The sequence below is a fragment of the Corynebacterium drakensteinense genome (genome assembly GCF_041224285.1).
GTDB lineage: Bacteria > Actinomycetota > Actinomycetes > Mycobacteriales > Mycobacteriaceae > Corynebacterium.
The window spans coordinates 22168-36146 of record NZ_JAXOFP010000022.1 but is presented as its reverse complement, the minus strand read 5'-3'; the positions used below and the strand labels follow the sequence as shown (position 1 = coordinate 36146).

General features: G+C 56.7%; 11 protein-coding genes. 6 read left to right on the top strand and 5 right to left on the bottom strand.

Translation table 11 applies throughout. From position 1 onward, the window contains the following. Positions 1 to 4 precede the first annotated feature (4 nt). The gene (locus U1140_RS10270; protein WP_369847372.1) at positions 5 to 100 is read left to right on the top strand and encodes an IS3 family transposase; all 96 of its coding nucleotides are present in this window, start codon (positions 5 to 7) and stop codon (positions 98 to 100) included. A gap of 367 nt (positions 101 to 467) precedes the next feature. On the opposite strand, the gene U1140_RS10265 is transcribed toward U1140_RS10270, so the two are convergent. Next, positions 468 to 1757: a hypothetical protein gene (locus tag U1140_RS10265; RefSeq protein ID WP_369847658.1), complete on the bottom strand. Its 1290-nt coding sequence runs from the start codon at positions 1755 to 1757 to the stop codon at positions 468 to 470. 273 nt (positions 1758 to 2030) lie between these two features. Between U1140_RS10265 and U1140_RS10260 the strand changes: the two genes are divergently transcribed. Continuing rightward, complete coding sequence (locus U1140_RS10260) at positions 2031 to 2321, top strand: peptidase M23 (protein ID WP_369847656.1); 291 nt, start codon at positions 2031 to 2033, stop codon at positions 2319 to 2321. A gap of 44 nt (positions 2322 to 2365) precedes the next feature. Here U1140_RS10260 and U1140_RS10255 read toward each other — a convergent pair whose 3' ends face one another. Both U1140_RS10255 and U1140_RS10250 read right to left on the bottom strand, forming a co-directional pair. After that, positions 2366 to 3886: a hypothetical protein gene (locus tag U1140_RS10255; protein ID WP_369847655.1), complete on the bottom strand. Its 1521-nt coding sequence runs from the start codon at positions 3884 to 3886 to the stop codon at positions 2366 to 2368. Positions 3887 to 4086: 200 nt separating this feature from the next. Next, on the bottom strand, positions 4087 to 5634 hold the full coding sequence (locus tag U1140_RS10250) for a catalase (RefSeq protein ID WP_369847652.1): 1548 nt from the start codon (positions 5632 to 5634) through the stop codon (positions 4087 to 4089). 165 nt (positions 5635 to 5799) lie between these two features. On the opposite strand from U1140_RS10250, the gene U1140_RS10245 reads away from it, so the two are divergent. After that, positions 5800 to 6348 carry an RNA polymerase sigma factor gene (locus U1140_RS10245; RefSeq protein WP_369847650.1) on the top strand — a complete coding sequence of 183 codons (549 nt, stop codon included), beginning with the start codon at positions 5800 to 5802 and terminating at the stop codon, positions 6346 to 6348. Between the two features lie 100 nt (positions 6349 to 6448). Then, complete coding sequence (locus tag U1140_RS10240; protein ID WP_369847649.1) at positions 6449 to 7756, top strand: YkvI family membrane protein; 1308 nt, start codon at positions 6449 to 6451, stop codon at positions 7754 to 7756. A 19-nt stretch (positions 7757 to 7775) separates the two neighbouring features. On the opposite strand, the gene U1140_RS10235 is transcribed toward U1140_RS10240, so the two are convergent. Further along, a complete protein-coding gene (locus U1140_RS10235) occupies positions 7776 to 8813 on the bottom strand; it encodes an aspartate-semialdehyde dehydrogenase (protein WP_369847647.1) in 1038 nt (345 codons plus the stop codon). Between the two features lie 51 nt (positions 8814 to 8864). After that, positions 8865 to 10130 carry an aspartate kinase gene (locus U1140_RS10230; RefSeq protein WP_306514709.1) on the bottom strand — a complete coding sequence of 422 codons (1266 nt, stop codon included), beginning with the start codon at positions 10128 to 10130 and terminating at the stop codon, positions 8865 to 8867. A gap of 373 nt (positions 10131 to 10503) precedes the next feature. Here U1140_RS10230 and leuA point away from each other — a divergent pair, with 373 nt between their 5' ends. Then, on the top strand, positions 10504 to 12327 hold the full coding sequence (gene leuA, locus U1140_RS10225; RefSeq protein ID WP_369847646.1) for a 2-isopropylmalate synthase: 1824 nt from the start codon (positions 10504 to 10506) through the stop codon (positions 12325 to 12327). A 114-nt stretch (positions 12328 to 12441) separates the two neighbouring features. Further along, entirely contained in the window at positions 12442 to 13959 is a 1518-nt protein-coding gene (locus U1140_RS10220) for a DNA polymerase III subunit epsilon (protein ID WP_369847645.1), read from the top strand. The last annotated feature ends 20 nt before the right edge of the window (positions 13960 to 13979 follow it).

The following is a 13979-nucleotide window of genomic DNA, read 5'->3' as shown; positions in this document are numbered from 1 at the left end:
AGCGATTCATGAGTATGTCGAGTTCTATAACGAACGAAGAATCAAGCTTGAGTTCGGTGGATTAAGTATTAATCAGCGTCGGCGCAAGCTGTTACTCTGAATATTCCTAAAAAATGTCCGCATCCCCAAAAATGTGTCTGATCGGGGCGTCAACCAGCGTATCGTGTCTTTTTTACAAATAAGCCCCCTAAAACCGGCTTTTTTCGTCCACTATTTGTAAAAAAGACACCAAATGCTAACACCCGACACGGGGTAACAACCCCAGATGCACTTTTTGTCGCGCAACCCCTGATTACAGCGTCAGCTTTGTTGAGTCAGCTGCGAGCGTAGTTGATCCCCTTCCCCGATGAGCCCTCATGGATCGCCATACGAGGCAGACAAGGCGCACGAAGCAGAGAACACAAAAACACCGCATTCCAGCCCGGTGGGCAGAATGCGGTGTTTTGCACTACGAAGCCTGTTGTGGCTTAGATGTTTTGTCCGGTGAAGCTACCAATCAATTTGACCAGCTGAGCCACGAATCCGCCAATCACTGGAATGGCGGAGGTGATGCTGACCAGTGACTTTAAGAACGAAGCGAAGGTACCACCAGAGCTTAAGGACGAAGACTCTCCCTTTTCGCCCTGTGGCCCTGGCTTGCCATCCTTGCCGTCTTTACCGTCTTTGCCATCCTTCGGCAACGGAATTTCTACCGTGCTGCCGTCAGAGAACTTGACGATGACCCTGCCGTCCTTGATCTCCTGACCAACGATAGTCAGTGGCTTTGCGTCCTGGCCGTCTTTACCGGCTGCACCAGCAGCACCGTCTTTGCCAGCGGCACCATCTTTACCTGCAGCACCGTCTTTGCCTTTAGGAATCGTGATCTTTTGGCCGTTGGTGAACTCGACGATGATGTTGCCTTTGCCGTCGTCGGTCTGCTCCTTGATCTTCAGATCTGCACCAGGCTTACCTGGTTCACCTTTTTCGCCCTTCTCACCAGCTGGTCCGGCTGGGCCTGCTGGGCCAGGCTCGCCTGGCTTGCCTTCGGTACCTGGAGGGCCTGCTGGACCTGCTGGGCCACGATCACCTTGCGGCCCAATCGGACCGCGTGGTCCTTGAATTCCGCGCTTTTCTTCCTCGGTGCAATTCTCCTTGCGCACCGGCGCAACTTCACCATATACAGTGAGCGTTCCAGACAAAGCAGCCTTCACGTCAGCGGAAATATTGCTCAAAAACTCAAGGTTGTCTACCTGACCACGGAACAACACGGTATGGCTGTCGAGCACCGGACGAATATCAGCTTCTTCTTTCGTTAGCGTGCCTTTTGCAATCGTTTGCGCCCCGCCGTTGTAACTTGCGTTAATAGAAACCTTTTTGTCATGCGAAACAGTCAGGACTAGCGAGTTTATAGTATCGCGACCTATAGAAAACAAGCCATCGGCAGCAATTGTCGCACTGCTAATGCGGTTTTCTGCACTTACCTTCACTGAAGTCTCATCTTTGTTACCGCGGAAAGTAGCAGATACCGGTTTTCCATTTTCATCGTATTTTACAGCGCTGCCTTCGTATTTATATTTTTCCGCGTTCTCCGGCGAAATATCCCAAGAAAATGCCGACGACGACACAGCAAATTCAACGACTGGGCAAAGCTGAGTTTCAGAAGCTGCAGTTGTACCTGCTGCCTCCTGCGCATGTGCAGTATTGATTGGGCTCAACAGGCCCAAACTCAGGGCGAAAACTGCGCACGCAGTTATGCCAACTGATTTCCTTTTAGCCACGGTGTGGTCTCCGAATTTCTCTTCAAAAGCCAAGTACATTCCTGCGTACGCAGGTGCACGAAATACTACTTCGGTGATCCAAAATAGTTAGCCATAAATCTAAACCTGAATCGATTCAGTACACAAGCGTCTTTGCAATGATTTTCGCTACCCTCTTTGAAAACGTCGCATATTACACAAAGTGCATATAATTACCCAAGCTCACACCGGACCCGGGAGGGCTAAAGCACAGTTGATGTAGCAAAGATCACTATCGGCCACTAAACTATCCCCATGAATTCTTCCGAACCAATCACCTTTTACGAAGCCGCGCAGTGGGTTTATAAGCGTCGCGGCAAACTTTCCGGAGCAGCCGAAAGCGAAACCTGGTGGTTGTTTGCCCCGGCAAGCCCAGAACCTGGCAAAGGCCCAATCATGGTCAACCGGAAGACCAATGAGCTCGAACAACTCGGCTCATTACCAAAAGAATGGAAACCGCGCCTCGAGGCATTCAAAAAGGAAGGGCCCACCCCACTTTCCGTTCCGGAAGAGTTTTACGGCAAGCCCGACGAAATCTCACTGTAGCCCGACGAAATCTCGTTGTAGCGCGACGCTAGCTTAATGTAGCGCTAGCTCGCACGTCGGCGGGCCAACAGCGGCGCCACAATCACACCAATCACTGCACTAACCGCAAGCACGACGAGTGCTAACAACAGCCCCAGGTTGTCACCATCATTGGCAATCGTGCTCAACGCGGTGGTCGACCAGTGCAACGGCACCAAACCAGCCAACGCAGACCATGCCTGCGCAATGTCTGCACTTGCCGCAGCTTGCCAGACCCAACCAACAAGCCCTACTTGCGCTATTCCGGCAACCGCAGCGATCACCAGCCCACCCCGCAGGCCTGCTATCCGCATCAATGCCCACGTCAGGCCAGAAGCAACCCAAGCACTCAACGCCGCCACCCCAGCAGCAACCGCAACCGTCGCAGCGCTCAAGCCGTCGCCAAGCAAGCCAACCAGCACGGCACCGCTCGCAGCAGCCAGCACCCCACCGGAAAGCTGCACCAACCACGCAGAAGCATAGAAATAGCTCATGACTGCCATGACTACACCGGCCAACATCACCAATGCCGCGATCAACATCGCTACCACCGGCGGCAGCACACCGTGGCCCTGCTGCTCATCAGCCGCTTCGTCACCGGTAGGGCCTGCCGGGATTGCGCGGCCCACCGCATCAGACTTCTGCTTATTGTTTTGCGCCATCGCTTCCAGGCGATCTGCACCACCATCAAACTCTTCTAAGCCGGCGGTAGCTTCTGTCACCCGATCCCGCAGTTCATGCAGGCCAACAGACAATTCCTTCGAACCGTTGGTCAGATCATAAACTCCGTCGTGGAAGCCGTATCCCGGCACATTCAACTGATTCGCCAAATCGCGCGAACCATTTTTCATCGCTAGCAAATCATCGGCAATCTCGGTCTGGAAATTAAAATTATGCACCTGCTGGCGCAGATGTTGTAAGTCTTTAATCGCCTGCTCCGCTTCCGGCCCATCGACACCGCGCAGCTCCTCGATAGCACGGTCAGCAGCCTCCAGTAGCTGGCCTTGCACCGCACCGAAACCAACAACCTGATCGACCGCCTGGCCTACGCCATCGGCAAGCTCAGTAGCCCCCCGGCCCAATTGGCCCGTTCCCGCCTGCAATTCCACCATTCCCTGGCGCAGACGATCAGCCCCATCAGCAGCCTCGCCCATTGCGCCGACCAGCTGCTCAGTCTCGCCGTCGACGCCTTCCAATCCGGCGATGAGCTCGTCGATCGCACCTTGCAAAATTCCAGCCTGCGACGAAGCCTGCCCCGCTGCACGACGAGCGTCGATCAATTTGCTGTTATCCACGCCAGGGCTTTCTACCGCGGGCGCTCCAGCCGGCTCCTCTGCCGACGACCAACTATCAGACGGACTCAACGAGGCAACCGCAGCGATCACCGCACCAACCACCAAAGGCAACAGCACGCAGACCAGCACAACGATGCCGCGCATGCGTCCGCCTGCTGCAGCGGCTGAGCCAAGCCGTGATTCCCCTGCACCGCCCACAGCAGGTTGTTGTTCGGTGGCAGCAGAATTGGTCGCGGACGAATAATCGTTCATACCCGGGCACTTTAATTGCTCATGTCGACCTGGTGCGGCAACAAACTCGGCGAGTCACATAAACAACAATGACCACAGCCATATCAAGAGGCCGAACATGCAAAAAGGGGCCACACCGGATCACCGATGCGGCCCCCTGCGCAAGAAGCTAGCTCACGGGTACGTTTGCCACGCTTCCCGCGTCTCGCCTCAGGAACGATTTAGTTCTTGTACTTCTCCGCGAATTTCTTGCGAACTGCTGCGCCCAAGTCTTCGTGAACGTTGTCCCAGTACTCGTAGACGCGCTGCTCGACGCCTTCAGAAACACCAGCCATAGCGTTGGTGATGTTGTGCGCCAGACGATCCTTCTCTTCGTCGTTCATGACTTCTTCGTACAGCTTGCGTGGCTGGGTGAAGTCGTCATCCTGCTCGTGCTTGACGTATGCCGCACGAACCAAGTCGGTGCCGTGTGGGTCAGGGTTGACGTAGTAGTCGGAAGCCTGACCGTAGCTGGTGTGGTTCGACGAGGAGGTTTCACCGTCGTCCAGGAAGCCAGCGCCCTTGTCGTAGCGGTTCGGGCTGTATACCGGCTGATCTGGGCCGTTGAAGTTGTACTGCATCGAACCCTCGTGGCTGTAAGTGTTCACAGGGTTGATTGGCTGGTTGATCGGCAGGTGACGGTAGTTGGTGCCGATGCGGTAACGGTGCTGGTCAGCGTATGCGAACGCACGTGCCTGCAGCATGCGGTCTGGGGACAGGCCGGTGCCTGGAACGATGTTGGATGGGTCCAGGGCAATCTGCTCGATCTGCGCAAAGTTGTTGCGTGGGTTACGGTTCAACTCGAAGTAACCAACCTTTTGCAGTGGGTAGTCCTCGGTGTACCAAACCTTAGTCAGATCGAATGGGTTGAACTTGTAGTTCTCTGCATCCTCGAACGGCATGATCTGCACGTAGACGTCCCAACGTGGGTAGTCGCCGTTCTCGATCGCGTTGTAGAGATCCTCACGGTGGTAGTCGGCATTCTTACCGGCCATCTCTTCAGCTTCTTCATCGGTGAAGCACTCCCAACCCTGCTGGGTCTTGAAGTGGTACTTCACCCAGAATGCTTCGCCGTCTTCGTTGACCCACTGAAAGGTGTGGGAGCCGAAGCCGTCCTGGTGACGGGAAGTCTTTGGCGTACCGCGGTCACCCATCAAGTAGGTCACCTGGTGTGCGGACTCCGGAGTACGAGTCCAGAAATCCCACTGCATATCAGCGTCACGCAGGCCGGAAGCGCCGGTGCGCTTCTGCGAGTGAATGAAATCAGGGAACTTGATGCCGTCGCGCAGGAAGAACGTCGGGGTGTTGTTACCGACGATGTCGAAGTTGCCTTCCTCGGTCCAGAAACGCAGAGCGAATCCGTGCACGTCGCGCCAGGTATCAGGCGAACCCTGCTCACCAGCGACGGTGGAGAAACGGATACCCATTGGGGTGACCTTGTTCGGCTGGAACAGGTCTGCCTTGGTGTACTTGGAAACGTCTTCGGTGACGTGGAATTCACCGAAAGCACCGTGGCCCTTAGCGTGTGGGTTGCGCTCTGGAACGCGCTCACGGTTGAAAGACTGCAGCTTCTCGATCAGCTGCAGGTCGTTCAAAACGTTTGGACCTTGTGGCCCAGCGGTAATGGAAATATTTTCCGAGGCGATTGGCTGACCACCCTGACGAGTGGTGGTACCTGGGGCGTCCTCCCGCTGGCCAAGATCCAGCTTGTCATCAATGTTCTTAGTCATGGAAATGCTCACTCCTGTTAGCAATTGATTAGACGCTCTTATGGGGTCGAGGTCTATTGATAGTCTACTTGCATACATGCGAGTGCGCAAAACCACTAAAGGATCGGAAATGGTGCTCGGAAATGGTGTACAGCAATCGCGAACAGCGCTGGTAATCTCATCGGAGTGAACGCGCAACCACCTTCTGCGAGCCGCGATGCCCGCACCACGCAGCTGGCACTCAAAGCCGGCCGTGGCGATCGCGCAGCGTTGACCGCGTTCATCAAAGAAACGCATGACGACGTCTGGCGCTTCCTTGCCCATCTGGCAGGCCCCGAGCTTGCCGACGACCTCACGCAAGATACCTACGTTCGCGTGATGAGCGCCCTACCCCGTTTTGCCGGACGATCAACTGCGCGCACTTGGCTGCTATCTCTCGCCCGCCGAGTCTGGATCGACAATATTCGCCATGAGCGCGCCCGCCCGCGAAAATCCCATTCTGAATTGGAAGACCTGAACCCGGTCCACGAAGATTCCGCGGTGTGGAGCGAATGGATCGACACCCGAACGCTGATCGCCTCGCTGCCTGATGAGCGTCGCGAAGCGCTGGTATTAACGCAGGTTTTGGGCTATTCCTACGAGGAAGCCGCGGCGATCGCGGGTGTGCGCATTGGCACAATCCGTTCCCGAGTGGCGCGTGCGCGGAAAGATATTCTCACAGAATACGACAATTAAACTCAGAAACTGTTATATTCCGTTCAACGTTTCTTTATTTCGTTTTTAGTTTTCAGACGCGCTTTCACAGCGTGATCACAGATTCGGAGTTGTTTCCTTCATGCTCAAACGATCGTTGGCCATTTCGATGGCGTTCGTCGGAACCCTGGCCGGTGCAGGCTTTGCCTCCGGACAAGAAGCCATGACTTATTTCGTGGCATTCGGCAATTGGGGAATCGTCGGAGCGCTGCTTGGCTCCGTCGTCATGATCATTTGTGGTATCGCCATTTTGCAGCTGGGTAGTTATTACCAAGCCCGCGAGCACACCGCGGTGATTGACCGCATCACTAACAGCCCAATCATCGCGAAAATTCTCGACTGGGGCACCATCGCCACGCTGTTTTCCATTGGCTTCGTTATGTTCGCCGGTGGTGGTTCTAACCTGCAAGAAGCTTGGGGCTGGCCGACATGGATCGGCGCCTCCGCCATGCTGGTAATGACCATCCTGGTCGGTTTGCTCAACGTCGAAAAGACCACCGCGGTCATCGGCGTGATCACTCCGTTCTTGATCATCATGGTGCTGGGTACCGCGATCTACACCGTCATCACCGTGGATCCGAACTGGGACAACATCGCCCAAGCCTCGACCGAAGTGCAAACGACGCTGCCAAACTGGTGGGTTTCCGCGATCAACAATATCGCCTTCCAGGTGATCGTCGCCGTCTCCATGGCGATCGTTATCGGCGGTAGCTTCATGGACACCCGCGAAGCCGGCATCGGTGGCGCCATCGGTGGCGCGGTTTTCCTATCCCTGTTGCTGCTGCTCGTGATGAGCATGTACTTCACCGTCGAGACCACCAAAGACGCAGACATGCCGATGCTGGCGCTGATGATCAGCCTGCACCCAGTACTGGGCCACATCATGACCGTGGTTCTTTACGGCATGGTCTTTAACACCGCCATCGGAATGTTCTATGCCCTGGCCAAGCGCCTGACCCGTAATTCGCCGGAGAAGTTCTTCCGCGTCTACGTTGCTGCGTGTTTGATCGGTTTCGTGCTGTCCTTCGTTGGCTTCCGCCAGCTGGTCAGCTACGTCTACCCGGTTCTGGGATACATCGGCATGCTGTTGATCGTCGTGCTGATCTGGGCTTGGGTGCGCAACTTCCGCACCATGCGCACTGAAGGTCAGCGTCGCCGTCGCGGACGCGAGCTGATGGCCCGCAAGGTCGATCCACGCGTACGCTTCAGCAAAAAGCACGACCGCGAGCTGACCACCCTGGCTGCCCAATCCAACATGGGCTCCGAGGAATTCCTGCAGAGCATCAAAGACGAAATCGACGACGAGCTAGAAAACGATCCCGACGTCGACTACGACCGCACCGCACCAGCTGGTGGAGTTGTCTACGTAGAACACACCAAGCCGGAATAACGGCGCGTTGTTTATTCGCTTAGCGCTCTAGCAACAGTTCCGCAATTTGGATGGTGTTTAGAGCCGCGCCTTTGCGCAGGTTATCGCCAGAGACCACGAGCACCAGGCCGTTGTTGCCTTCCAGCGATTGGTCCTGGCGAATACGGCCGACCAGGCAGTCATCAATACCGGTGGCGGCCAACGGGGTTGGCACATCGACAACCTTGACGCCTGGGGCTTGCTCCAGGGTTTCTACCGCCTGGTCTGGGGTAATATCCCGGGAAAATTCCGCGTGGATCGTCATCGTGTGGCCGGTGAACACAGGCACGCGCACACAGGTTCCGGACACGCGCAACTCCGGCAGACCGAGGATGCGACGCGACTCATTGCGCAATTTCTGCTCTTCGTCGGTTTCCAAGGAGCCGTCGTCGACAAGGTTTCCTGCCAACGGCAACGCGTTATACGCAATCGGGGCGACATACGGCGCGGTATCCAAACCATCGAGCTTGGTGCCGTCGTAAGTCAGATCGACAGAATGCTCCCCGGCCTCATAAATCTGCGCAGCCAAGGCTTGCACGCCAGCCAGACCAGAACCAGAAACCGCCTGGTAGGAAGAAACATTAAGCCGTCGCAACTCGGCGACGTCGTGCAACGCCTTGATCACCGGCATCGCGGCCATGGTGGTGCAGTTTGGGTTCGCGATAATGCCTTTCGGCACGTCTTTTACCGCCTCCGGGTTAACCTCGGAAACCACCAACGGCACCTCGGGGTCTTTACGGAAGGCCGAGGAGTTATCCACCACGGTCGCACCAGCTTCAGCGAACACCGGCGACCACTGCTTCGAGGTGGCGCCGCCGGCCGAAAACAGGGCGATATCCACATCGGAGACGGACTCTACAGTCACCTTCGACAGATCTTCCACGGTAATCCGCTCGCCGCGATAGTCCAGATCAGTGCCAGCCGAACGCGCAGAAGCGAAAAAACGCACCTTGTCTGCGGGGAACTCGCGCTCCTCCAGAATCTGGCGCATCACGTGGCCAACTTGGCCGGTAGCACCGACGACGGCGAGAGTGGTCATAATTGTGGTCTCCTCCCAGAGCGATGAAGTGTTGCGGATTAATTACGGCGTTTAGCGTCCAGTTCCAGCATAGACGGTGACATCTTCGTCGCCGCCGAGCTCGAAACGGTCGTGCAGCGCACGGGTAGCGACTTCCAAATCAGATTCGCGGAGCAACACCGAAATGCGGATCTCGGACGTAGAAATCAGTTCCATGTTCACACCAGCATCACGCAACGCTTCGGTGAAATCTGCCGTCACACCAGGGTGCGATTTCATGCCAGCACCAACCAGCGAAACCTTGCCCACCTGATCGTCGTAAAGCACCTTCGACCAGTTGCCTTCGCGGCTCAGCTTCGACAAGATCTCCACAGCGCGAGGGCCATCTTCGCGCGGGCAGGTGAAGGTGATGTCGGTGATGCCGTCTTCAATGGTGGAGATGTTCTGCAGCACCATATCGATGTTGATCTCAGCATCGGCGATCGCACGAAACAGCTTTGCTGCCTCACCCGGTTTATCGGGAATACCCAAAACCGTGACCTTGGCTTCGGATTTATCGGTGGCAACGCCAGTCAGTACTGCATCTTCCATTGGGATATCCTCCATTGAACCGGACACCAGCGTGCCGGGATCGTTACTATAAGACGAACGTACGCGCAGGGCGACGTTGTGGGCGCGGGCATATTCGACGCTGCGCAAGACCAAAATCTTGGAACCAACCGCAGCCATTTCCAGCATTTCTTCGAAAGACAGCTGCTCGAGCTTGCGAGCATTCGGCACGATGCGCGGGTCGGCAGTATAAACGCCGTCGACATCCGAATAGATTTCGCAGACGTCCGCGTTCAGCGCCGCAGCTAAGGCGACGGCGGTGGTATCGGAACCACCCCGGCCCAGGGTCGTGACATCGCGAGTGTCTTTGTTGACGCCCTGGAAACCAGCAACGATGCAGATTTTGCCGTCATCCAGCGATTCCTGCAGCCGCTCTGGGGTGACGTTTGTAATCCGCGCGTTTCCGTGCTTCTCGGTGGTGAGCACGCCCGCTTGAGAGCCAGTGAATGACTGTGCTTTCGCACCCAAGGAATCCACGGCCATCGCCACCAGTGCATTCGAGATGCGCTCACCCGCAGTCAGCAGCATATCCAATTCACGTTGCGGTGGAACTGGGTTCACCGACGCTGCAAGATCCAGCAGCTCGTCGGTGGTATCGCCCATCGCAGAGCACACCACAACGACGTCGTTGCCAGCCTTCTTCGTGGCAACAATACGGTCTGCTACTGCTCGGATCCTCTCCGCGCTTTCTAGGGACGATCCCCCGTATTTCTGCACGACTAATGCCATAAGGCCAGCTGCCCTTTCTGATCGTTCGTTACTGCTGTTCTTGCGGCTCAAAAACGCAGGTTAATGCTTATCTATACCATAATATGTCTCGCTCACCACAGACTTAAATGCAGGCCAACTTTCACACCAAGACCTAATTTGTGTATCCTGGAACACATGTTTTCCGAGGCATGCTTTCTTCTCCTTAGCAGCCGCGGCGGGTTTTAGAGCCAATAACGACAGTTTGGTCGGCGCCCCGTCGCGGTTACTCGCATTGCGAAAGCTGCACCTCCCCGGGCACGCACTCACAGCCGACCAAGCCGACCAAACAGTGCACACTCTTGCACAATCTGTGAACGTTGCACCCGAAACCGCAACCCCCGAAGGAATCGTTATGTCTCCCAACGACGCTTTTATTTCCGCACCCCGCCAGGTAAGCAAGCCCAACGGCCCGCGTAATGAAAACCAACCAGCCTGGAATAAACAAAAAGGCTCATCCATGCCGGTCGACCGCTATCTGTCTTTCGCCCAAGAGGTAGAAGACATCCAACTGCCGGACCGCACATGGCCGGACAAAAAGATCACCGTCGCCCCGCAATGGTGCGCGGTGGACCTGCGCGATGGCAACCAGGCTTTGATTGATCCAATGAGCCCAGAACGCAAGCGCCGCATGTTCGAGCTGCTGGTGAACATGGGTTACAAAGAAATCGAAGTAGGTTTCCCATCTGCGTCCCAAACTGATTTCGACTTCGTCCGCGAGATCATTGAGCAGGATTTGATTCCTGACGACGTCACCATCCAGGTGTTGGTGCAGGCTCGCGAGCACCTGATCCGCCGAACTTTCGAAGCCTGCGAGGGCGCGAAGAACGTCATCGTGCACTTTTATAACTCCACGTCGAAGTTGCAGCGCCGCGTCGTCTTCCGCAAAGATCGCCCGGCGATCAAAGCGCTGGCTACCGACGCCGCCCAGCTGATCAAGTCGATCGCCAAGGATTACCCAGATACCAATTGGCGCTGGGAATACTCCCCAGAATCTTTCACCGGCACCGAGCTGGATTTCGCCAAAGAGGTCTGCGATGCCGTGTCAGAGGTCATGGCCCCGACCCCAGAAAACCCGCTGATCATCAACCTGCCGTCGACAGTCGAAATGATCACCCCGAATGTCTACGCCGACTCCATCGAGTGGATGCACCGCAATCTGAACAACCGTGAGTCGCTGATCATCTCGCTGCACCCCCACAACGACCGCGGCGAAGGTGTCGCAGCTGCAGAACTGGGATACCTGGCCGGAGCCGACCGCATCGAAGGGTGCTTGTTCGGCAACGGTGAACGCACCGGCAACGTCGATCTGGTGACCTTGGGCCTGAACATGCTGACCCAGGGCGTGGACCCACAGATCGATTTCTCCGATATTGCGCAGATCCGGCGCACCGTCGAATACTGCAACCAGCTGCGTGTGCACGAGCGCTCCCCTTACGGTGGCGACCTGGTCTTTACCGCGTTTTCCGGTTCCCACCAGGACGCCATCAACAAGGGGTTGGATGCGATGGCTGCCAACGTGCACCCCCAGGCCAGCAGCTCCGACGTTGCTTGGGAAGAGCTACGCGAGACCACCTGGGAAGTTCCCTACCTGCCGATCGACCCGAAGGATATCGGCCGCGATTACGAAGCCGTGATTCGCGTGAACTCGCAGTCCGGCAAGGGTGGAGTTGCCTACATCATGAAGACCGACCACGGCATCGCCATGCCACGCGCGATGCAAGTCGATTTCTCCCGCGTCGTGCAGACCGTCACCGATGCCGAGGGCGGAGAAGTCGATTCCAAGACGATGTGGGATATCTTCGCCAACGAATACCTGGAAACGAAGTCGCCGGTAGAACAACTTTCGGTCACGGTGAACAACGCCGAAACCGAAGATCAGGATGCTTCAGTCACGGCACAAGTCATCCACGATGGCGTCGAACGCAGCATCGACGGCACAGGCAACGGCCCAATTGCTGCCTATGCCGACGCACTGGGCAAACTCGGCTTGGATATCGAGGTGCTGGAATACTCGCAGCACGCCCGAAGCGCAGGTGAGGACGCCGAGGCCGCATGTTATATCTTGGCGACGATCAACGGCTCCAGCGTCTGGGGCGTCGGCATCGCAGGATCGACCACCTATGCTTCGCTGAAGGCTTTGGTTTCGGCTGCCAACCGAGCGCATTCCAGTGTCTAGCCACATATAGGTACGCCTAGCTGCATCTAGATCTATCTAGGTCTGTCTAGATCTATCTAGGTCTGTCTAGGCGAACTATCCGGGAACCAAACGGTGAACTAGACTGCTGTAATAATGACCGCGCATACCCAAAACGACGACGGCGAAGACACTCGCCCTGGTGCCGAGAACCGCTCGGCCACCAGCACTGAATCCAACGGCACTTCCTCTACCGGCGGGCTGCACCCGAAAGAACGCGCCCGCCGCGAGGCCGTTGCAGAATATCCCTACCTGGCGATGACCGTGCAGACCTCGGGTATTCACCCTTCTACTGCGCGCCTGGTTGCCGTCGATGCGGTCACTTTCAACGACGCCGGTGAGACCGGCGAAAATTTCCACGCCGTGCTCAACCCGGGTGAAGACCCGGGCCCGCGCCACTATCACGGGCTATCGCGCGAAGAAGTCAACCACGGGCAGCGTTTTAGCAAGATCTTAAAACCTCTTGACCGGCTTATCGACGATCGCACACTGATCGTGCACGACATGCCTCTGAGCTGGGGCTTTGTGGTTTCTGAGGCAAAGCAAGCGATGAGTGCCGCTGCCCGCGCGAACCGGAAGCGATCCCGAAAGGGTCACCGCAAGCGCCAACGCGTCGGGCACGTCCCGCAACCGGCACGGATCGTCGATACGCTGGCCACCGCGCGTCGACAAGAAATTGATTTTCACGATATTCGCCCTGCTGGCGTCGCACGCGCACTGGGTTTGTCCGCGATTAGTCCGGTGGCGTCTGTGGTTCGTGCAGGCCGTAGCCAAGAAGAAACTTCGCGGGAAACCATCCATTTGCTGTGGCAGATTTATCAGCACCAACAGGATGCAGCAGCGAAGGCTTCTGCACGCGATTACGCTCTCATCGCAGCCTACGCACCGGATGAGTTGCGGGCTGATCGCTTCGGTTTGCAGCGCCCGCACGTGCGCGTGGAGGCAGCCGAAGCCGAGCTCACCCTTGCTAATCCCGGGAAATACGAACCGGGGCGTTCGTTGGTGGAAGGCATGGAAGTTGTCGTTGCAGACGAGATTGGCTACCCACCAGAGACGATCATCGAGGCACTGACAAACGCCGAGCTGGTCTATCGCGAGCACCTGCACCGCGGAGTTTCAGTTGTGGTGTGCAATAAAACCACTGATCTGCACGGCAAAGCGATGCACGCGGTGCGCAAAGGCATCCCCTTGCTGGGTGATACGGCATTTTTGGATGCCCTAACCCGCGTGAAACCACACCCAGACCCCGATGCGCCTGTCGAGCAGTCCACGCACCCGCGCGCGCTGCCGAGTGCTGCGGCGGGTAAGTCCGGCGGGAAGAAAACTGGCGGGAAAACTGCGACAAATAAACCTAACGCAAGTAAAACTGCCGCAAGTAAATCTGCAGCAGGAAGGCCTGCGGCGGGTAAACCTGCTGGTACGAAACCTGGTGGTGCGAAATCTGGTGGTTCAAAGCCTGGTAGCGAGCAATCCGGCGAGGCTAAAACCTCCGGCAAAGCCGCCGGAAAATCTCGGCGGAATAAGCGCCGCCGTAGTCGCGCACGCAAACCCAACGCGCAAGGCGGTGCGCACAGCAATGGTTCCGGTACCAACAACTCGACCGACACGAACTAACGCTGCGCCAGCTCCGACGA

Excerpts from the sequence above, each read along its gene's own strand:
- leuA (WP_369847646.1), top strand. The coding sequence starts at position 10,504 with ATGTCTCCCAACGACGCTTTTATTTCCGCACCCCGCCAGGTAAGCAAG.
- U1140_RS10220 (WP_369847645.1), top strand. The coding sequence starts at position 12,442 with ATGACCGCGCATACCCAAAACGACGACGGCGAAGACACTCGCCCTGGT.
- U1140_RS10260 (WP_369847656.1), top strand. The coding sequence starts at position 2,031 with ATGAATTCTTCCGAACCAATCACCTTTTACGAAGCCGCGCAGTGGGTT.
- U1140_RS10250 (WP_369847652.1), bottom strand. The coding sequence starts at position 5,634 with ATGACTAAGAACATTGATGACAAGCTGGATCTTGGCCAGCGGGAGGAC.
- U1140_RS10235 (WP_369847647.1), bottom strand. The coding sequence starts at position 8,813 with ATGACCACTCTCGCCGTCGTCGGTGCTACCGGCCAAGTTGGCCACGTG.
- U1140_RS10240 (WP_369847649.1), top strand. The coding sequence starts at position 6,449 with ATGCTCAAACGATCGTTGGCCATTTCGATGGCGTTCGTCGGAACCCTG.
- U1140_RS10230 (WP_306514709.1), bottom strand. The coding sequence starts at position 10,130 with ATGGCATTAGTCGTGCAGAAATACGGGGGATCGTCCCTAGAAAGCGCG.
- U1140_RS10255 (WP_369847655.1), bottom strand. The coding sequence starts at position 3,886 with ATGAACGATTATTCGTCCGCGACCAATTCTGCTGCCACCGAACAACAA.